General features: G+C 54.9%; 18 protein-coding genes. 6 read left to right on the top strand and 12 right to left on the bottom strand.

The window, feature by feature from the left end; genetic code table 11:
• Positions 1-217 precede the first annotated feature (217 nt).
• The 4 genes from ABH899_RS05445 to hisC all read right to left on the bottom strand — a co-directional run bounded on the left by ABH899_RS05445 (position 218) and on the right by hisC (position 7,680).
• Positions 218-742 carry a phosphatidylglycerophosphatase A gene (locus ABH899_RS05445; RefSeq protein WP_369994621.1) on the bottom strand — a complete coding sequence of 175 codons (525 nt, stop codon included), beginning with the start codon at positions 740-742 and terminating at the stop codon, positions 218-220.
• Between the two features lie 93 nt (positions 743-835).
• On the bottom strand, positions 836-5,029 hold the full coding sequence (locus ABH899_RS05440) for a DNA polymerase III subunit alpha (RefSeq protein WP_369994619.1): 4,194 nt from the start codon (positions 5,027-5,029) through the stop codon (positions 836-838).
• A 309-nt stretch (positions 5,030-5,338) separates the two neighbouring features.
• A complete protein-coding gene (locus tag ABH899_RS05435) occupies positions 5,339-6,538 on the bottom strand; it encodes a pyridoxal phosphate-dependent aminotransferase (RefSeq protein ID WP_218229274.1) in 1,200 nt (399 codons plus the stop codon).
• Positions 6,539-6,585: 47 nt separating this feature from the next.
• Positions 6,586-7,680 carry a histidinol-phosphate transaminase gene (gene hisC, locus ABH899_RS05430; RefSeq protein ID WP_369994617.1) on the bottom strand — a complete coding sequence of 365 codons (1,095 nt, stop codon included), beginning with the start codon at positions 7,678-7,680 and terminating at the stop codon, positions 6,586-6,588.
• A gap of 228 nt (positions 7,681-7,908) precedes the next feature.
• Between hisC and ABH899_RS05425 the strand changes: the two genes are divergently transcribed.
• Together ABH899_RS05425 and ABH899_RS05420 are read left to right on the top strand one after the other, a co-directional pair.
• The gene (locus ABH899_RS05425) at positions 7,909-8,241 is read left to right on the top strand and encodes a YtrH family sporulation protein (RefSeq protein ID WP_009674587.1); all 333 of its coding nucleotides are present in this window, start codon (positions 7,909-7,911) and stop codon (positions 8,239-8,241) included.
• Positions 8,242-8,243: 2 nt separating this feature from the next.
• Positions 8,244-8,789 carry a sporulation membrane protein YtrI gene (locus ABH899_RS05420; RefSeq protein ID WP_369995139.1) on the top strand — a complete coding sequence of 182 codons (546 nt, stop codon included), beginning with the start codon at positions 8,244-8,246 and terminating at the stop codon, positions 8,787-8,789.
• Positions 8,790-8,831: 42 nt separating this feature from the next.
• On the opposite strand, the gene ABH899_RS05415 is transcribed toward ABH899_RS05420, so the two are convergent.
• Genes ABH899_RS05415 through ABH899_RS05405 form a run of 3 tightly spaced genes read right to left on the bottom strand, consistent with a single transcriptional unit; the run spans position 8,832 to position 12,742 of the window.
• The gene (locus tag ABH899_RS05415) at positions 8,832-9,770 is read right to left on the bottom strand and encodes a polyprenyl synthetase family protein (protein ID WP_369994616.1); all 939 of its coding nucleotides are present in this window, start codon (positions 9,768-9,770) and stop codon (positions 8,832-8,834) included.
• A 24-nt stretch (positions 9,771-9,794) separates the two neighbouring features.
• The gene (locus ABH899_RS05410; RefSeq protein ID WP_009674584.1) at positions 9,795-10,418 is read right to left on the bottom strand and encodes a response regulator; all 624 of its coding nucleotides are present in this window, start codon (positions 10,416-10,418) and stop codon (positions 9,795-9,797) included.
• The gene (locus tag ABH899_RS05405) at positions 10,415-12,742 is read right to left on the bottom strand and encodes a sensor histidine kinase (protein WP_369994614.1); all 2,328 of its coding nucleotides are present in this window, start codon (positions 12,740-12,742) and stop codon (positions 10,415-10,417) included. Before ABH899_RS05405 ends, ABH899_RS05410 begins: the two co-directional genes overlap by 4 nt.
• A gap of 81 nt (positions 12,743-12,823) precedes the next feature.
• Here ABH899_RS05405 and ABH899_RS05400 point away from each other — a divergent pair, with 81 nt between their 5' ends.
• The 3 genes from ABH899_RS05400 (at position 12,824) to ABH899_RS05390 (ending at position 13,952) form a co-directional block, all read left to right on the top strand.
• Complete coding sequence (locus ABH899_RS05400; protein ID WP_326052339.1) at positions 12,824-12,991, top strand: hypothetical protein; 168 nt, start codon at positions 12,824-12,826, stop codon at positions 12,989-12,991.
• A 353-nt stretch (positions 12,992-13,344) separates the two neighbouring features.
• A complete protein-coding gene (locus tag ABH899_RS05395; protein ID WP_009674608.1) occupies positions 13,345-13,488 on the top strand; it encodes a hypothetical protein in 144 nt (47 codons plus the stop codon).
• 167 nt (positions 13,489-13,655) lie between these two features.
• Complete coding sequence (locus tag ABH899_RS05390; protein ID WP_218229268.1) at positions 13,656-13,952, top strand: YtpI family protein; 297 nt, start codon at positions 13,656-13,658, stop codon at positions 13,950-13,952.
• Here the strand turns inward: ABH899_RS05390 and ABH899_RS05385 are convergent, their stop codons facing one another.
• From ABH899_RS05385 to ABH899_RS05375, 3 genes are all read right to left on the bottom strand, one after another.
• Positions 13,953-15,281 carry a DRTGG domain-containing protein gene (locus tag ABH899_RS05385; protein ID WP_369995136.1) on the bottom strand — a complete coding sequence of 443 codons (1,329 nt, stop codon included), beginning with the start codon at positions 15,279-15,281 and terminating at the stop codon, positions 13,953-13,955. It lies immediately after the preceding gene.
• Positions 15,282-15,499: 218 nt separating this feature from the next.
• Positions 15,500-15,775 carry a hypothetical protein gene (locus tag ABH899_RS05380; RefSeq protein WP_218229266.1) on the bottom strand — a complete coding sequence of 92 codons (276 nt, stop codon included), beginning with the start codon at positions 15,773-15,775 and terminating at the stop codon, positions 15,500-15,502.
• 123 nt (positions 15,776-15,898) lie between these two features.
• Positions 15,899-16,066: a hypothetical protein gene (locus ABH899_RS05375; RefSeq protein WP_009674593.1), complete on the bottom strand. Its 168-nt coding sequence runs from the start codon at positions 16,064-16,066 to the stop codon at positions 15,899-15,901.
• Between the two features lie 128 nt (positions 16,067-16,194).
• Between ABH899_RS05375 and ABH899_RS05370 the strand changes: the two genes are divergently transcribed.
• Positions 16,195-18,117 (top strand): ABC transporter substrate-binding protein, encoded by a 1,923-nt coding sequence (locus ABH899_RS05370; protein ID WP_369994612.1) that lies wholly within the window; start codon positions 16,195-16,197, stop codon positions 18,115-18,117.
• A gap of 266 nt (positions 18,118-18,383) precedes the next feature.
• Here the strand turns inward: ABH899_RS05370 and ABH899_RS05365 are convergent, their stop codons facing one another.
• A complete protein-coding gene (locus ABH899_RS05365; RefSeq protein WP_369994610.1) occupies positions 18,384-19,379 on the bottom strand; it encodes an acrylyl-CoA reductase family protein in 996 nt (331 codons plus the stop codon).
• A 110-nt stretch (positions 19,380-19,489) separates the two neighbouring features.
• Positions 19,490-20,326 (bottom strand): PRD domain-containing protein, encoded by an 837-nt coding sequence (locus tag ABH899_RS05360; RefSeq protein WP_009674595.1) that lies wholly within the window; start codon positions 20,324-20,326, stop codon positions 19,490-19,492.
• Between the last annotated feature and the right edge of the window lie 11 nt (positions 20,327-20,337).

Raw genomic sequence — 20,337 nt, 5'->3', positions numbered from 1 at the left:
GAGCATGCCGCGAACCGCTTTCCGCCGCCCGGATACCAAGGCATTTCCTCTGTAAAATATTCCCTGGACCGCATCGACCCGACAAAAAAAACTTCCCACGCCCACGGGCTGGTGAAGTTTTTGTGAATCGGACACGCGGACGCTATCGCCGCGGTCCCGACCGATTCGCCGAGACGGCGCCTGACCGTTCGAACGCCTGCCGCAGATAAAAGCCGGGCTATGCGGGCTCTTTCGTATCCACGCCAGTTTCGCAAAGTTCCTCGAAATAAGTCGAAACGGGTTTGTTTTGATGAGCGATTCTGGCGGATGCCGCTGCGGCCAGCCCGGCCGCGAGATCGTCGAGAAACACGTGAATCTCCCGCTGATGGTCGTTGAGATCGCGGATCACGCCTATTTTCTGCTTATCCAGATAACCGAAGCTCGTCAGCCCGATCATACCATACACATGTACAATTCCCAAAGCCAGCGTCTCGTCCACCCCGTAGAGGGGCTCGTCCGCTTCCAGAATGCTTTGCAGCGGTTCGGGAAGAAGCTTGCGTTCCGCCAGCTCGTCCAGTGCGATACCGGTCATCAGGGTGTACTGCACTTCGCGTTTGGCAAGCACGGTCATCACGCTCTCCAGGCAAATCTCTATCGTTAAAGCCTTGTTATACGGCTTCTGAAGCTGGAGAACAATTTCGGCAACACTCTCCGCGGTCACACCCCTTTCCCGCAGCATTTGCAGCACCAGCTCTGTACTCATGCTTCATTCCTCCCTTATCCGGCTGTTACCGCGCAGCTGCGGACAGGCTGCCGCTTTTGGCGGTTTTACAAATGTATGCCGGAAAAAGGAGGATTATTTCACCTTTACACAATCTTTGCCCATCAGCTGTTCGATCGAACGGAACAGTTCCGGAGAAGGCTTGACGCGGTACTGGCCGCTCAAAGCCAGCAGCCGCTGGGTGCGCTCGTAGAACAGCGCGACCTCCAGCGGCCCCGCATGAAGCTGCAGCAGCTCCTGCAGCTTCACGAGGTTGTGCGGCTCCTCCAGGTGAGCCGCGATCTTGACATACACCCGCTGCCGGGACGCCCCGGCGGGTGTGCCCTGCGCGGCGGGGCGCCGCGACTCATCCGTAGACTTGGCTGCGGATGAGCGCTGCGGAGTCGCACTGCCGCGGTCTGCGGCACGGCCGGACGAGCCAGCGTGGGCGGTGGCTTCGCCGCCCGGACGCGGGCCTCCGTCTTGCCCGCTGAGGGCTTCTCCGGCTGCAGGCCCGGGCTCTCCGGCGCCATAGCCAGCGGCACCGCGGCGCGTCTCGCGCACCACGCTGGAGCCGCGCGCAGAGCCTGCGGCACGGCCGGGCGCCTGCGCGCGTCCGGAGGCCGCGTCCGCCCGGCTGCTGCCTCCGGCAGGCCGTGCGCTGCCGCTTACGCCCGCTCGGGCGCCGGCTTCTCCGCCGGGGCGCGTGCCTGCGCCCGGGCTCACGTTCGCGCCGCTGCCTGCTCCCGGGCTTCCGCCCGGCTGCCCGCTGCGGGCGTTCCCGGCCGCAGAGCCGCGCTCTCCGGCGCGCCCTCCTTGCGGCGCAGCCCCGGTTCCCCGCGGCGCACTGCCGCCGGAGGCGGACTGGCCGCCCGGACGCAGCGGACGGCGCTGCCAGCGGCGGACGGCCGGATCGTCCGGCGCGGCCACTGCCTCCGCCAGCAGCTTCGGCGGGTCTTCGTCCTGCAGCTGAAGCTTCGCTTTGACAAGCACGACGCTGCCTTTCTGCACGAGCGGAGCATGTTTTTTCCACGCTTCGGGGAATAAAACCACTTCGACCCGCGCTATCCGATCTTCCAGATCCATGAAGGCCATAGGCTGGCCTTTCTTCGTAACGATCGTTTTGCTGGAGACAACCATACCCGCCACGATAACTTCACTGTTATCGGCATAATCCTGCAAATAATGCAGAGGGTCCGCTTCCAGTTCCTGCAGCAGCTCTTGATGGTCATCGAGCGGATGACCGGATATATAGAGTCCCAGCAGTTCACGTTCATACTCCAGCTGCTGTGTGCGGGAAAGTCTGGCAACCTCCGGAATCTCCACTTCCCAGTTCGGTTCCTCCACGAAGCCGAATAAGTGAAGCTGCAGATCATCCCGCTCTTTCCTCCATTTCACAGCCGCCTCCACCGTATCGTCCAGCATGGCGACAAATTGGGCTCGGTGACCGGGAAAGCCGTCAAGCGCCCCGCCTTGAATGAGCGATTCGATCACGCGTTTGTTGCATACGCGCAGATCCACTCTCCGGCAGAAATCGAGCAGACTCTCGTAAGGCTTCTCACGCCGCTCCTTGAGGATCGCTTCGATAGCGTTCGTGCCGACGTTTTTGATCGCGGCCAGGCCGAAGCGGATGGCACCCTTACCGCCGGGAGAAGCGCCGGCATCGTTCTTGGCGGATTCCCCGGAATCCCCAATTATCCGGTCTTCTCCCTTAGAACGAATGCTTTCGGCCGTAACGGCGGCTTCCTCGCGGTCCTTATCTCCGTTGTCCGTCCCTGCATGCCCTTCGCCTGCCCCTTCTGCAGCCGGCAAAGATGCTTTAGGAGCGACAGGCGTAAAATTAACGCCGCTCTCATTCACATCCGGCGGCAGCACTTCAAGCTTCATCCGTCTGCATTCGTCGACATACTCGGCCGTTTTGCGGTGATTACCGACGACGGCCGTCAGCATGGAAGCCATAAAATGCCGCGGATAATGTGCCTTCAAGTACGCTGTCTGGAAAGCCAGTACGCCATAAGCGGTTGCATGCGCACGCGGGTACCCGTAATCCGCGAACCGAACGATCATGTCGTAGACGACGTTCGCCTCTTCCTCCTTATAGCCTAACCTGACGCTGCCTTCCACGAAGTGTGCGCGCTGCTCATCCAACACTTCGCGCTTCTTCTTGGAAACGGCACGCCGGAGCAGGTCCGCTTCGCCGAGCGAAAATCCCGCCATGACCGAAGCGATCTGCATGATCTGCTCCTGATAGACGATAATGCCGTACGTATCCTTAAGGATCGGCACCAGCGCTTCATGCGGAATCTGCGGCTCCGTCAGTCCGTGCTTGCATTCGATGTACCGGGGGATAAACTCCATCGGACCCGGACGATACAAGGCGTTAACGGAAATGATATCTTCAAATCCCGACGGCTTCAAATCCCGAAGCACCTTGCGTATTCCCGGAGACTCCAGTTGGAAAATACCGGTTGTCTCTCCTTTCCCGAGAAGCTCGTACGTTAGAGGGTCGTTATCCATGTCCAGCTTCGCCAAATCCAGTTTGATGCCTTCCTGCTCCTCAATGGATTTCAAGGTCCGTTCGATGATGGACAAGGTCCGCAGACCGAGAAAATCCATCTTCAGCAGACCGATGGCTTCCAGATGCTCCATCGAATATTGGGTCAGCGGTGTTTGGCCGGTTCCCTCCTGCAAGGGAACATAATGGGTCAGCGGTTCGCGCGAAATGACAACTCCCGCGGCATGTGTCGAAGCATGACGGGGCATACCCTCGACACGTTTCGCCATATTCAGCAGTTCTGCGGTTTTAGGCTGTTTCGCGGCCAGCTCCTTCAAATCCGGATTTACCTTCAGGGCCGCTTCCAGCGTCATGCCGAGCTGCCCCGGAATCATTTTCGCGGCACGGTCCACTTCGTTGTACGGAACGTTCAGCACCCGGCCCACATCGCGTACGGCGGCCTTGGCGGCCATCGTCCCGAACGTGATGATCTGAGCGACGTGTTCCTGCCCGTACTTCGCCACGACATAATCGATAACTTCGTCCCGCCGCTCGTCGTTAAAATCGATATCGATATCCGGCATCGTGATCCGCTCCTGGTTCAGAAAACGCTCAAAGAGCAGCTTATACCGAATAGGGTCCACATCGGTAATCCGGAGCACGTACGCAACGAGACTTCCTGCCGAAGACCCCCTTCCGGGTCCCGTCATAATACCGTGCTCGTGCGAGAAACGGATAAAATCCCAGACGATGAGAAAATAATCCGAGAAGCCCATGCTCTCGATAACGCCAAGCTCGTATGAAAGCCTCGTCTCCAGCGTCTGCCGGTATTCCCCCTGCAGGTCATTCCAGCCCGGCTGGTTCTCATAGCGCCGGGCAAGACCTTCCGTGCACAGCTCCCTGAGGTATTCTCCCGCGCCGAGCCCCTCGGGGATCGGTTTGAATTTCGGCAAAATGGACTGGTCGAAATTCAAAGCCAGTTCGCACTTTTCCGCCACAAGGAGCGTGTTGTCAAGCGCTTCGGGTACATGTGCAAACAGTTTGCGCATGTCGTCTTCGCTTTTCAGGTAAAGCTGGCTCGTCTCGAACTTAAGGCGCTGGGGATCGTCCACCGTCTTGCCGGTTCCGATGCACAGAAGCACATCCTGCACCACATGGTCCTGTTCCCTGACGTAATGCACGTCGTTGGTGGCTACAAGCGGGATGCCCGTCTCCCGGCTGAGCTCGATCATGCCTTGCATGACTTTTTTCTGCTCGATGGAACCGTGATCCTGAATTTCAAGGTAAAAGTCCTCGCCGAAAATAGAACGATACCGCTCGGCGGCCGCTTTCGCCTGTTCCTTGCGGTCATGGAGCAGATGCTGGGACACCTCTCCCCCCAGGCATGCGCTCAGACAAACAAGCCCTTCCGAATAACGGGCGAGATGGTCGTGATCAATGCGCGGTTTATAGTGGAATCCTTCCAGATGACCGACCGAGCACAGCTTCATCAGGTTCTGATAGCCCTGCATATTTTTGGCCAGCAGAATGAGATGATAGATCGGCTGCTCCTGCCGCGTTCCCTTGGTGCGGATCGTCCCTTCCGTAAAATAAGCTTCGCAGCCCAGAATAGGCTTGATGCCCTTGGCCCGGCACGCCTTATAAAACGGTACCGCCCCATACATGACGCCATGATCCGTCAGCGCAAGTGACTTCATACCCAGCTGCGAGGCGGTTTCCACGAGGTCCTGAATGCGGGCGGCCCCGTCAAGCAGGCTGTATTCACTGTGAACATGCAGATGTATAAACGAATTCATGGCCATTACTCCTCCGAAACTTCCTTTCTTCTATTCTATCACAATTTTCAAAAAGGCGAAAATGCGTTCGCCCCGAAAAAATCTCGCCCCCGGCCCGTTTTTATCTTAAAAAAACCGCCTGGCACCCGTAGGGACACAGACGGTTATGTATTGTTTTTGCTGCCATGCAGCAGCAGGAGCTTCTCTTTGCTTGGGGGTCGATCGCGCGGCAATACGTGCCGGAATGCGCACCCGACGGCCGAGCACGCTGGAAACGGCTAGCAGCCTGCCTCTCCCGCTTTCTCCGTACTCTTCTCTCCCGCCGCTTGATTACCGGTAAGAATCCAGAAGCGCCTTAAATACTTTGCCGGAGCGCTCGATCTGCTTGATGGGCACGCTGTAGGACAGACGGAAATGCCCGCCCCGTCCGAAGCCGCTTCCCGGCACGATCAGAAGACGATGCTCCTGCACCGCTTTCAGGCAGAACTCGACGTCGTCTGCAATCGGTGTCTTCGGGAAGATGAAGAAGCCTCCCTGCGGCACGGTGAATTCATACCCGGCCTCCTGCAGCACGCCGACCATAAGATCACGCCGCTTGCGGTATTCCTGCTGCTCGACGGCGAGCGTATCCATACGCGTAATGACACGCTGCATCATAACCGGCGCGTTGACAAATCCGAGCGTGCGGTTGCTGAAAACGAACGCCTGGGCGAGCAGCTGCGCATCGTCTGCCGAAGCGTCGACCGCGACATAACCGAGACGCTCCCCGGCGATTCCGAGGTCTTTGCTGAACGAGCTGACGAGGATCGTACGCCCGTATGCGGCAAACGGGTTCGGCGGGACCGCGTCGTAAACCAGTTGGCTGTACGGATCGTCGTACACCATGTAGATCAGGCCGCCGTGTTTTTTCTCGCCTTCGGCAAGCACTTTTCCCAGTTCGTTCAAATTGTCCTGCGTAAGAAGCGTGCCGGTCGGATTGCCCGGAGTGTTGATAATGATCGCGCGGGTCCTCTCCGTGATCGCCCGGGCGACACGTTCCGTATCGACGCTGAAATCGTCGGCGAGGGGAACATGAACCGCGACGCCGCCGTGATTGTCGGCATAGTAGTCGTATTCCACGAAGTAAGGCGTCAGCAGAATCACTTCATCGCCCGGATTCAGGATGCTTTTCAGGACTACGTTCAGCCCTCCGCCCGCTCCGACCGTCATGACGATATGTTCGGGCTTGACGCTGCCCCCGTACCGGCCGTTGAGATAGTCCGCCACTTTCTGCCTTGCCGAAGGCAGCCCCTGGTTCGGAATGTACTGGTGCTTGCCCAGCTCGCCGCTGTTTACCGTATCGGCTAGTGCTTTCAGGAAAGCCTCGGGCGGCTCGACTACCGGATTTCCAAGCGAGAAATCATACACTTCATCGGCTCCGTAAATGTCGATCAGCCGCTTCCCTTCGTCGAAGAGCTTGCGGATCCAGGAGCCCTTTTCAAGCTGGCCTGCGAGTTTTTCAGAAATTGCGCCTTTCGCTGGAGATGTCATAGCGTTGCTCCTTTAGTACATTTTATTTTTGTAAACGAAAAGAAGATTTAATCCCCCGATGGAACCGTTTCATCCTCCGGCCTGTTAAGCAGTTCTTTAAGGAGTGTCAGCAGCTTAAGGTTTTCCTCTTCCGTGCCTATGCTGATTCGGATTTTGTCCTCAAGCAGCGGGGATTCGAAATGCCGGATGTACACGTACCGCTCCGCGAGCCACTCCGTAATCCTTCGTGCGGATAAACCCGATCCGGCCGGAGGCGTGCACAGCAGGAAGTTCGTCTCCGAATCGGGAACGGCAAACCCGAGGCTGCGAAGACTGCCGCCTAAGCTGCTTCTGGACGCGCGGATACGGCCGACGGTTTCGCCGAAATAGGACCGGTCTCTCAGCGCGGCGGCCGCGATTGTTTGCGTGAGCATGCTCACATTGTAGGAATCTTTGCATTTGTCGAGCGCCTCGATCAGAGCCTCGTCCGCAAACGCATAGCCGAAGCGAATTCCGCAAAGCGAATACGATTTAGATAACGTGCGCAGAATCAGCAGATTCGGACAGCGGCCGATCAGCCTCAAGGCGCTCGCTTCTCCATCGGCAAAATCGATATAGGCTTCATCGACGATCAGAAGCCCTTTGTAACGGCCGGCAAGCTCTTCGATCGCATCCACGGACACCAGCAATCCCGTAGGGGCATTGGGATTTACGAGAATGATGGCCTGGGAAGGCACGGCGAGCAGAGCTTCCGTATCGATGCTGAAATCTTCCCGGGTCGGTACGAATTCGCAGTGCACCCGGTGGATGTCCGCCGCGGTCCGGTAAAGCGAATAAGTCGGATACGGCAGGGCGATGGTGCTTCCCTCCTCCAGAAACGCTTTGAACAGGAGGGAAATGATCTCATCGGAACCGTTGCCGCAGAATACCTGATTGCGGTTCACACCGTAGATGTCCGCCAGCACTTCCCTTACGGGCTCGGCCGTCGCATTGGGATAGCGCCTCAGCAGAGCGTAATCGAAATCGGCCAGCGCCTTCCTCACATCGGGTGAGGGCGGATAAGGATTTTCGTTGGAATTGAGCTTGATGACCTGCTGCTCCGCTTCCGGCTGAAAGCCGGGTATGTAGGGAGCCATGCTGCGAATGTGGGCTTTGGCGTACAAGAAACCTGCCTCCTTTGCTCCTCTTGATCTCCGGTGAAATTTCTTTTTAATCAGTATAACGCAATTTTCCGGAGATTCTAGCAAAAAAATAGAGACTGGACCCGTTCTGCAAGAATCGCGGGCTTTGTCTCTTTTCTCTATCATAAACGATCACGGAACTTCATAGACTTTACCAAAGGGACCCTATTAAAACCGCACAGAAGTCCAAAAAAGAAAGAAGGGAATCAGGTGACGGGCTTTGTCACTTCCGCGATACTCAATTTCTTCGTAGCTTTCGGCGTCGTTATGGGAGGCAGCATGCTGGCGGGAATCGGCTCGGTTCTGTCGCTCCAGCCCCCAACCTATAAGATGCTGCTTATCGCCGAGAACATTAAAATTTGGGCGATGGTCGCCGCAATCGGGGGCACGATCGACCCCATCCGGATGATCCAGGACAACTTTCAGGACGGGCAGCTTTCTCCCGCTTTCAAGCAAATTCTGCTGATCATCAGCGCCTATATCGGGGCGCACATGGGTACATCGCTCATCCAGCTGATCTGCAAGGGGGGCGGGCAGTCTTGAAAATGCCCAGCTTCGACCGTTATCCCCGCTTCCTCGCGGGTATCGGGCTTTTTTTGGCGGGAGGGATTGTGGGCAGCGCCGTGTTTCTAAGCTTGTATCATCATACCTACAACGTGCTCGTGATCGAGAACTGGAATTTGAAAAAAGAAAACAACGGGCTTCAACTGGATATCGAAACGCTGAACAAATTCAAGAACAAACAAGGACTGATCACGCGTGTGACCGTCCATTTGTACAATGATATTCAGCATCCGCTGGAAAGCCATGTTCAGAAAGCGCTGGAGGACCGGGTCAAAAGGGATCTGAAAATCGTCGAAGGACAGAAGCTGGGGGAAATCCGGGATTCGCCCCAATTGTATGAACGCCTCATCGCGAGCAAAACGTATTATGGCGTAATCGATAAAGACTACATCGTCAATGTCAAAGCGATGACGCTCGTACAATCGGAGCTGACCGTGTGGATTACGGCGGACGAACCGAAGAAGCAGGCTCTTCCCGACAAAGGAACGATCGTGCCGGATCATGACGCCTTCAACGGCTCTTACTAGCCCTTCCTATTAAAATAGGTAGGGAAAGGCCGAAACCGGGCGTTACAGCTCGAAACGGGCCAGCGCGATCTCCCGGAAAGCCTCTTTATTCGCGGAAGCGGCCGGAATTTCGGCAAACAGCTCGTCCGCATGGTGCAGATACAAGTTCTGAATCGTGCGCGTGTATTCGATACAGCCGGAGTCCACGACATACTGGACGCACTGCGGCTTATGTTTTAAAAATTGGGGCTGGTCGATTTCACCGTTGTAATACTGCTGGATAACCGGGAATTCCGTATCTTCCTCGTCCAGAAGAAACAGGACCGGGATGGTTTTCTTTTTCTGAACGAGATCGTTCTTGTAGTCGAAACGGAGCAGATCGCTCAAATCGTTGTCGAGCTGAGCCATCAGTCCCATATAGACGGCCAGACGGTTTAGCTTGCCGACGGTATCTTCATCGGCGTTCGCATCCGTGCAGGCATAGCCCATGTACAAAGCCAGCTGAACCAGCGTACCGGATTTGCGCTGAACCATTCCCACGTAGTCTTCTTCCGTCTGCACGGCATTCGTCACATCCAGATGCTGTCCGTTAATCGCCTCCGTAATGAATTCGCATACTTTGGCGGGATCGGGCAGAGGAGAGGCCGGGTATTGGCGGCGGAGGGCTCCCAATTCGGAGACGGACGCCGTCACGAGTCCCGTGTATACGTTCAGCGCCTGCTCCTGGGGCACGGTCATCCACGGCTTCTCCGTATTGTCCTGATCCTGGAGATCGTCCATAATATCCAGCGCAAGCAGCATAAGCTCGGTCAATGCGGCGGCCCGGTGAATGGCCGGATTGCTTCCGCCAAGCAGATCGTGAACACTCCAGGTGAGCTCTCCCCAGATGGAGTGCTCTTCTTTCTTGTCCGCCACGCTTTTTAACAGCAGTTCTTTCAAGGAAGGTACGGTAAAATAAGTTTCAATGAGATTCTGAATATCGCTCCAAACTTCAGCCTTCATGCTGCACCGCCTTTTAGGGATTGGTCAACGCTTGATTTGTAAAAACTTCTCGATAGCCTGAGCCCGGGATTTCACCCCGAACTTGTCGTAGATCTTGCGCACGTAGTTGTCCACCGATCGCTTGCTCATATGAATCTCATCGGCAATCTGCTCATTGGTGGCGCCTTTAACGATCTGGTTCATGATGTTGATTTCCTCGTCGGTCAAGCTCGACAAATCATCGTCCGGGTGGCTGAGCCTCATCTGATGCAGGAGGGAGATCGGAATGACGGACTGGCCTTCCTTCAAGGCCCGCATCATGTTGCGGATCTGATCCTCGCTCGAGTCTTTGGACATGATGCCGCAAACGCCGAGCTCCAGAAGGTTGTTCAGAATCGGCATATAATCAATGCCCGTAAAAATCACGATCTGAACGTCCTTATTCAATTCCTTCATCTTGACGGCAACTTCCATGCCCGTTAAATCCGGAAGGTGAAAATCGAGAAAAATGATGGAAGGATTCAACTGCACCATCATTTCGACGCCCATTTCCCCCGTCGTCGCGACGCCGACCACTTGAATATTCTCCTCCTGCTCCAGAATAAACTTCGTGCCGTAAGCCATGGCGGGGTGGTCATCAACTATTAGGATATGTTGTATTTTGTTCATGTCGGTATGCCTTCCTTTATAGGGATCTGAATTCTGACTTCAACGCCTTTACCCGTCATGGACTCCATCGTGAACTGCCCGTTTAAATGCAGGACCCGGCCTTTCATCTGCTCCAGGCCCATACCGGAACGGCCGACTGTCTTGCCTGACGACGAATTCGGTCTAAACCCGATACCATCGTCCTCATAGTGAATGCTAACCTCGCTTCCGCTTGCGACAAGCCGGATGAAAAGCCGGCTGGCTTGCGAATGTTTCTTCGCATTTGTAATCAATTCCTGAATGACTCGGAAAATATGGCGTTTCGCCTCATAATCGAGATTCTCCATCGCCGTCGTCTTTCCTTCCGTCACGAACTGAATTTCGTAATCGCCGAGACTCGATTCGGTATCCACGAGATTCTGCAGGGCCCGGACAAGCCCGATATTTTTAAGCAGATAAGGATTCAGTTCGAAGCAGCACTGCCGCAAATTCATATTGATCAGTTCCAGGTGGTTCAAAATATCTTTAAGCTGCCGGTGGTCATCGGGATTAAGCAGCTGTTTCTGAAGATTTTTCAATTTCCGTTGAACGAAGAAAATATCCTGCATAGTCGTATCGTGCAAATCGGTCGCGATCCGCGTCCGTTCTTTTTCCTGCAGATCGAACATGGTCTTGCGGAACCAGACGTATTCTTCGCTGCCTTCCTGGTTGGGAAGCTCCGAGGCCAGCTCCAGGAGCTTCATGTTCAGCCTGCGGATCAGATACAGGTTTTCCAGGCTGACGGACAAATACGAGATAATGAGACTCAACCACTGGGTTTCTTCCCGGTTCATAAACGTATTGGTCTTCTTTTTGGCCATGACCAGGTAGCTCACGTACTCCTCGTGCCCTTTGATCAACGTTCGCGTATATTCGGAGTCGAACCAGTCGCCGGAAAGGAACCGCCTTTTTACATCCTGCTCGTCGATATTTCCCTCGCTGATGATTTCGAGAGTACCGGACGCATACTGAATGACGATGGCCCCGCCGTATACTTGTAAAATATCCACGATATCCACCAGCACGATATCCCTGAGTTCGCGGAAATTCGTAATGCTGCCAAGGGCGCCGGCGATTTTCTTGAGCGCCTGCTGGAGGTAATATTTCCTGGGAAACATAATTTTCTCCAGCCGGGTCGCGAAATACTCCAGGGAGTAGGTGACGAACGTCAACACGACCATCGTGGTCGTAAAACTGATCACCATATGTTTCAGCGTCGCGTCTTTCTGGAAAATAAAATAATTGACGGCTACGAGCACGGCGCTCGGCAGAACGGAGATCACAGCCGTGTAGAAAACCCGCCGCAAAATAATGTCCAGGTCGTAAAGCTGCTTGGACATAATGAGATAACCGAAGGTGACGGGAAAGAAGAGAATGAACCAGCCGCTGTAATAGGAAAATGCCAGTTCCGTCTGGAACAGAATCCTCGGGATAAAGTTCAGGAACGCCAGCGGACAGAAAGACAGGCCCAAGCAAAATATAATCGTTTTAATAATGGTAAATAAATAATCGTTCGATTTTCTGTATTTCTTGTATAAATGGACCAGCAGATAAATATTCATAATAAACCCGGCTATGAAGAAACTCATCGTGCCGTAATAAATGATTTTGTAGAACTTGAAATTGGCCTCCGGGAAAAACATGCTAAGCTGCAGCAGAGAAGATAACCCGATGGCGGCGTACACGTATTTCATGTAGCGGGTCGAGAAAGTGAAATTGGACCGTTCCTGGAAAAACATAATGAGAAACTGCAGGAACAGAAAGGGCAGGCACGCTACCAGACTTGTCGTCATTCCCTTGGCTAGAATATCGGTTCGGGTCGATGCGCCCAGACACATAAAGATAAGCCCGATATTCAGAAATACGGCGGACAGCATAAGGGCCGACCGGGATTTGGAAAGCCGGCTGTAAATCAGAAACGCGAAAACAAAAGCAATGATCTCGCCCAGTAGGGACAAAATATCGACCGTCATGGACGTGGCATGGTCTCTCGTCGTAAAGGTCAATTCTTTGTCTCCGCGAAGCACGGTAATGACGTCCGCCTGCTCGATACTGTAATATTTCTTGACCGTCAGATGCTCCTCGGGCCTTTTCCCGTCTACGCTGAGGATCTTGTCATCCGGCTTAAAGCCGATCTTGGAACCGATGCTGACCCGCTCCAGTTGGGTGATCACCCATTCCTGCTTGGGGTTCTGATCCACGATAATACCCAGGTACGGATACCGGTAAGCTACCCTTAAACACCAGAACTGAAGGAAGATGATGCCTATAAAAAACAATATCATCCATTTTTTTTTGGAATTCATAAAATCCACCTTTTCGAGTGCAAGTTTTTAAGGTAATATAGGAAATAAGTTTTATATTAATTTCAAAGTGAGGTGTCTGTCATGCAAACGGCAGTACTATGGTCCCGTGAACTGAAGCAAGCTGTTAAAGAAGCTGTAAGTTCCAAAGCGGCTCCCGTATCCTCCGCATCCTTGTCCAAACTCGAAGTAGAATCACTGCAAAAAGCGGTTTCCAGCGAGAAACCGGAAGTTAGATATATGATGTGGTAAACCTATCCACATCATAGCAAAAAACAAAAAGATTGCATATCAGCCCACTGCTGATATGCAATCTTTTTTTATGGTTCATCTGCACTAGACTGCACAACTGCGCAAGCCCGTTTGCGTACTTGTTCACGGGAGAGCATAGAACCGTCATATCAGAATTTATTTAAAGACATAAGTTCCTATATACGTCTTTAAATAAGGCGTTATTTTATTCCATTATTATCCTTCTTTCTTGCGCATCAGTGAAAATTATTTTGCATCCTTGCGAAACAAAATTGCGCTGAATCTGTAAGGTTTTAAAGATAATATAAAAGTATACATTTTTATCCATAGACCAGAACTTAGGAGTGTTATTTATGACCCAGTACCAATTCGATAACTTTTTTGAAGATCTTCTCAAAGATACGCTGATCGAAAAGTTCGAAACTGTGGAAGTACCACGGCTGCAGCTGGAATCCTCCTGGGAGAAACTGCAGCAGAAATTAGAGATAAGCAACTAACCCGTGTTGTGTCTTCTTTAATAATCAGGACATGTATTCGACAGAAAGAATTGAATCCCTTCTTTACTCATGATAGCCGGTTGCCCTTGGAGGCCCCGGCTTCGTTGCTTTTTCCAGGAAAAATCGGTACAGTTAAGGCAAAACAATCTGTAGGGGGCTTTCCGTACATGTTAGAAACGGTTCAAATCGTACTGTCTACGCTTATTTTTATTACCCTGCTCTTCTCGGTCGTCTTCAGCTTCCGCTCCCGCCGGAAAACCGATCCAAAGCAAAGAGGCACCAACGCCGCGCTGATGAATATCAGTATGGGGCTGATGCTTATTCTTATTGCCGTGACGCAGCTTTTCTTCCTCTCGGACACGCCGGTGCGCCGAATATTCGGGACGATCTGCCTGCTGCTCGGACTGTTTAATCTGTTTGCGGGAATCCGCAATTATTTGTACTTCTCCCGCATGTCCCGCTGATCAGACGCCGTCGATAAACTGGGCCGTCAGCATCGCCCGGCACACCAAAGTGCCCGCATGGTAGATCTGCACATCGATTTTGCCGAATTTACGGCTCACTTCCAGAATGTTGGGCCGGATCTGGATCTCGCTTTCGATCTGCACCGGTTTGATAAAGTACGTCGACATGTTATCCATCACGAGGTCCCCCTTCTTGACGGTCTGCACGACGCGGTACGCCGCTTCCGTCATGAGAGTGGTCAGGACCCCTTCCGATACCGTCCCCAGGTGATTCGTCATCTGGGGCGTTATCGTTCCGCGGAACACCACGTTCCCTTGTTCGTCCCGGAATTCCTCGAACCTTCCCCAGATGAGATCCTCGAACGTTTCCCCGTTCTGCGGCTGCTTCTGGATATACTGCATCGCCTTGAGCACGTCATTGCGGTTGATCACGCCGAGCATTTTGCGGTTGCCGTCCACGACCGGCAGCAGCTCGATCCCTTCCCACACCATCATATGGGCGGCGGAAGCGACGGAGGTCTGCGGGCTGACCGTCAGAGGATTCCGCGTCATCAGGCGGTCGACGGTCTGGCCGGCATCGGCGCCCAGCATATCTTTCGGGGCCACAAGCCCGATAACGCGGTTCCACTCGTCCGTGACGGGAAACCGGCTGTGCCCCGTCTCTTCGACCAGCGCGCGCCATTCCTTGACCGAACTGTTCGCTTTCAAAGCGAACACATGCGGATTCGTCGTCAAAATATCCTCGACGAGAAGAATTTTTTTCTTGATCAGCCGGTCGTAAATGGCCCGGTTAATCATCGAAGCCACGGTGAAGGAATCGTAGCTGCTCGATATGATGGGAAGCTCCAGCTTATCCGCCAGCTTCGTCATCTCGGGGCTGGTGTGAAAGCCGCCCGTGATCAGTACGCCGGAACCCTGCTCCAGAGCCAGCCTGTGCACTTCCTCCCGGTTGCCCACGATAAGGAGCGAGCCCGCCTCCACATAACGCATCATCGCATCGAGTTCCATGGCCCCGATCACGAATTTGTGCAGCGTCTTCTCCAGACCGTTCATGCCGCCGAGCACTTCGCCGTCCACGATGTTCACGACTTCCTCGAAGGTCAGCTTATCGATATTGCGGCGTTCCCGCTTGCCGACCCTGACCGTGCCGACCCTTTCCTTCGTGGAAACGAGGCCCTGATTTTCCGCTTCTTTGATGGCGCGGTAAGCGGTGCCTTCGCTCACTTCGAGCTGGTCCGCAATTTTGCGGACGCTGATCTTGCTTCCGATCTTCAGGCTCTCGATATGGCGAAGAATCTGTTCGTGCTTCGTTAACGATTCTGTTCCCATTTCATCCAACTGTACTACCCCCGTCCGATTCGCTGTATTAGTCTGTTAAGTTTATTATAGACGAAGAAAAACCAAACGAAAAGCGCGGAAAGCGCCGTCCGTCTGGTTTTTCTTCGCTGCCTGTATCATCTCCGCGTGTTCACGGGACCTACGGTGTCTACGGTGTCTACGGTGTCTGCGGTATTCGCGGTACCCCGTCGCCGGGCCCGCCGGATACTTTACTTGCGCAGGCCCAGCATTTTCTTCCCCTGCAGCCGCTGCTCCATCCGCCAGCGCTTCATCCGCTTGACGCGGACGATCTCCTGCCGGGTCTCCTCATCGACACCGAGAAGCTCGTGCAGATGAGCCGCGATGATAAGCAGGGCGAAACAGATCCAAATCGCGCCGAACACCGTCGGCAGGGTAAAGCCTCCCCCAATATCAAGCTGCGGTACGGAGTACAGCAGCATACCAAGCGCGAGGCTCATAAAAATCACGTTTTTGAATCCTTTCACGGCTATTCACGCTCCCCCTGAAGTGACGGCATCCCGCCCTCGAGCCTCTGCCCGTGGCAGCTTGAAGGACATGCCGTCCTGTACTACATCCTATGACAGGCTCAGGAGCTTTATGAGTACGTTTTATACGGCGGATTTAGCGGTTGTACTGGCGTTCTTCGTTCCGTCCTTGCTGCTCATAAGCTTCGAGCAGAGAAAACGTCCGAATTTGGTATAGTCCCGGAGTCTGCGATCCAGGTCCCGGTTGTGCTGTTCCATTTCTTTTTCCAGATAATATGGTTGCGGATACATGCGTCAAACCCCTTTCTTTGTGTGAAGCGGCCGGCTACCTTTGATTATAGATGGAATAAGAGGAACAAAAAGAGTATAATTACCTTTAATATTTTCCCCTTTTTATAACTACAAGGAGACCGGACTTTATGCAGCTTTATGATTATTATCTGCAGCTGCGCGTCAGCCAGCCGCACGCGCGCGAAGGCGAGCCGGTTCCGATCACCTTGGACCTGCTGGCCGGCCACTGGTTCTGCACCGTACGGAATGTGAAGCTGCTGCTTAAGAAAATGACCCAGCTGGACTGGATCCGCTGGCAGCCGGGCTGCGGACGCGGCCGTTCTTCGCTGCTTACTTTCGTGATCCCGGCTCCGGAGCTCATCTCCCGGACCGCGATGGACCTGACCCGTAAAGGCGACTTCAAAGCCGCCGTCGAACTGATCCACACCTACGGGCGCCACTATGCCCTTAAGGACAGTTTTCTAGACTGGATGTCCGGATATTTCGGCTTTACTACCGCCTCCTCCGAGGGAGCCGTCCTGGATACTCTGCGTCTGCCCTTGTTCCGGCACCCCGTTTCGCTCGATCCCGCCCATGCCATTTTTGCCACGGACTGCCAACTTATCAGCCATGTGTTCTCGACGCTGCTCGAACTCGATCCCGCAACGGGAAATCTGCTCCCCCAGCTTGCCCATTATTGGGAATGCAGTGCGGACGGCACCGAATGGACCTTTTATCTGCGCAAAAAAGTGTACTTCCATCACGGCCGGGAAATGGATGCGGGGGATGTGAAATACTCGCTGGAACGGCTTGCCGATCCCGCCAGCGGCTCCAGCTGGTCCTGGTTCATCCAGGATGTGGTGTCTCTCACTCCCATAACCCCTTACATGCTTCGGATCGTGCTCAAACGGCCCAATCATCTGCTGCCTTTCTTCCTGACGTTTCCCGCGGCTTCTATCGTGCCGGAAGATATCGTCCGGGACAGTCCCTCCCTTTTCGGGCGCTCCCCTATAGGTACAGGACCTTTTCGGATGGAGTTTTATGACAAATATATTTGCCGGCTTCATGCCTTTGACGGCTATTACGGCGTACGGCCTCATCTGGACGTGATCGAGATGTGGATTTTACCGGAACAGCTTGCCGCCTATCGTCCGAAAGGGAAAGATAAGCTCATCGTCTCCCACGGGGATGTCCCGATGCCTGCGGAAGAATATAAACATCAAGGTTTTCTTGCCAAAGAAGAGCATCTATTCGACGGAAGCACTGTACTCACATTCAACGCCAGACGCGGTCCGTGCCGCAGCCGGCTCCTCCGCCAGGCTATCGACCGGCTTATCGACCGACAAGCCATGGCGCGGGAGCTCGGAGATAACCGGGTCGGGCCTTCGTCCGGCATCATGCGGGATTTCCGGCTCCGGCAAGGTTCCCGGCGTCCGGAAGGGCCGGATTCGAACGCCGGTTATGCGCGTGACAACGCGTCTTTGTCCGTGGACGAGCTGATCCGGACATCGGGATACGCCGGTGAGACGCTGCTGCTCCTTGCGTACGCCCAGCACGATGAAGATGCCCGCTGGATAGCCGGAAAGCTTACGGAAGCCGGCCTGAGCGTGAAAGTCGAAACGATGCCTATCGCCGCTTTTACGGACCGTGACTATGTCCATCAGGCAGACATGTGCATGTTCATGCCGGTCTCAGCTTCTCCGCTAGGTTTTCTCGGCTATCTCCTTCAGACGACCAACTATATCCACAGGCATATGAGCTCCGCCCTCCAAAGCCGCATACAAAACGCGGTGGGACAAATCCAGCGTGAGGCCTCCCTTGAACGGCAGGCTGCGGAGCTGCTGAAAATCGAGGACATGCTCCACGCGGAAACGGCTCTGCTTTTTTTATTAAAAAAAACGTTCCGGGTCGCCGTTCACTCCTCGATCGGAGGCGTTCGCGTAGACCGCCAGGGATGGGTCGATTACCGTCATCTTTTCTTAAGGGAGAGAGCCGGCGAGGAAGCGCATGACGAGGGAGATAGAACCGTTAACGAGAGCGGTCTCCGGGATTCCGCGGACGAACGGCCGTAAAAAAAGACGCTGAGCTCGGGAGGAGCGGCAGCGCCGGGCGGTGTATTTTATCCCAGGGGAGATATGTGCTTGTGGCATAGAGCCTCTAACGGCGCTGTACGGGAGCAGCCCCGCCGTGCAAGAAAGATAAATAGACAAAAAAGCAGTCAGCCGCGGGAATCCGCATCTGACTGCTTTTTAACGGGCTTCCGCCGTTTGGCGGAGCGTCTAGGCCCACACCCCTGCAGATGATACGCGGCGAGCATCGCCGCATCGGCCCGTGTGCGCTACAGGCGCACCACGACGCGTCCGCGCATGCGGCCCGCCAGGATGTCCTGCAGCGCCGCAGGCACTTCCTCCAGCGTGATTTCCCGCTGGATCATGTCCCCCAGGCTGCGCGGCTTGAGGTCGCCGGCAAGCCGCTCCCACAGCTTCCTGCGCAAATCGGCCGGGCAGTAGACGGAGTCTATGCCCAGAAGGTTCACGCCGCGCAGGATGAACGGGTACACGGTGGCGGGAAACGCCCCGCCGCCGGTGAGCCCGCTGAGGGCGACGGAGCCGCCGTACCGTACCGTGCCGAGCACGTACGGAAGCGACGCGCCGCCCACAGGATCTACCGCCGCGCTCCACTGCTCGCGGCGGAGCGGTTTGCCGTCTTCTGCCGCAAGCGCTTCGCGCGGCAGCACCTCGCTTGCTCCGAGCCCGCGCAGGTATGCGTGCTCGGAGCTTTTGCCCGTGCTGGCGGCTACCTCGTAGCCGAGACCCGCCAGCATGGAGACGGCGGTGCTGCCCACGCCGCCGGTAGCTCCCGTGACAAGCACGGGACCCTGGCCCGGGCGCAGGCCGTTGTCTTCCAGCCGCTGGATGGAGAGAGCGGCCGTGAAGCCCGCGGTGCCGAGCGCCATGACGTCCTTCGGCGTCAGGCCGTCCGGTACGGGCACCGCCCAGTCCGCCGGCACCCGGGCCAGCTCGCTGTAGCCGCCGAAATGCCCGGTCCCGAGCGCGTAGCCGGTGACGAGGATTTCGTCCCCTTCCTTATAGCGCGGATCGGCCGATGAGACGACGGTGCCGGACAAATCGATGCCGAGCACCATCGGATAAGAACGGACGGTCTTGCTCTCCGGCGTGGAGGCAAGACCGTCCTTGAAGTTGACGCCGGAGTAGGCAACCTTCACCAGCAGCTCGCCTTCAGGGAGCTCCTCCACCTTCATTTCGCGTATACCCAGTGAAACGCCCTGCCTGGTCTTATCGACCTGCAAGGCACGGAATGTGGAATCTGTCATGCTTCATCCCTCCTCATTCCGATCTTATCACGATTGCTGCCGTCGAGAAAATGCGGGGTGCCGCTTCCGACCGGAGCCCGCCACTTTCCCTACGGCAGCAGAGAAGCGGTTTAGTCCATCCCGGAGCGCTGCATCTGCCGTTCGAGGTGAAGAGCCAGAAAGCCGATCTCATCCATCGGAATCGGTTTTTGGAGATTCGCCTTGAGCAGCTCCGCCAAAAGGACCGCTTTTTGAAACGCCAGGGGATATTCCTCGCAGATTTTACCCAGCAGGGGATTCCGTATCGTTTTTTGTTCCATGATCCGGTCGATAAGCGCTTTTAAATGAGAAATAAAACGAACGGTCGAAAACGAATTGTCAAAATCCAGACCGAGTTCCTTGGCTCTCTCGATTACCTGGGCGACCAGTCTGACGACCGCAAGCGCCGTTCCTTTTTCCACCTTGGTCCGGGCGGTATGGAAATGCATCGCGAGAAAAGCGATTTCATCGTCCGGCAGCCTCACATCCAGATGCTGATTCAGAAAATCGATCGCCTTGCTGGCTATCCGGTACTCTTCCTCGTACAAGTGCTTGATTTCGTAAGCGAACGGATTAAGGATATGAACCCCCCGCTTGCAGCGTTCCACGGCAAAGTTGATGTGATCGACCAGCGCGGCGTGGATCGTTTCGGAAAATTCCCCTTCCAGATGCCCCTGCGCGTAAGCGATCACTTCTTCCGTAATCCCGATAATTTTGACGTCCACGGCATGAAGAATGTGCTCGTAGTGCTCCAGCACTTCCGAGGTATGCAGCAGAAATTCCTGTGAAATATCGGCGTCTTGTATAATCATGCCCGGTTCCTTTTTGAATCCGATTCCTTTACCGAATGCAATTGAATTTTTGCCGGTCGAAAGCTTCGTCATGACTACATTATGGGAAAGCACGTGAATGATTTTTCTTTGAATCATAAAGGTTCTCC

The organism is Paenibacillus sp. RC84 (genome assembly GCF_041260495.1).
GTDB lineage: Bacteria > Bacillota > Bacilli > Paenibacillales > NBRC-103111 > Paenibacillus_F.
This window is presented reverse-complemented; position numbering and strand designations above follow the sequence as displayed.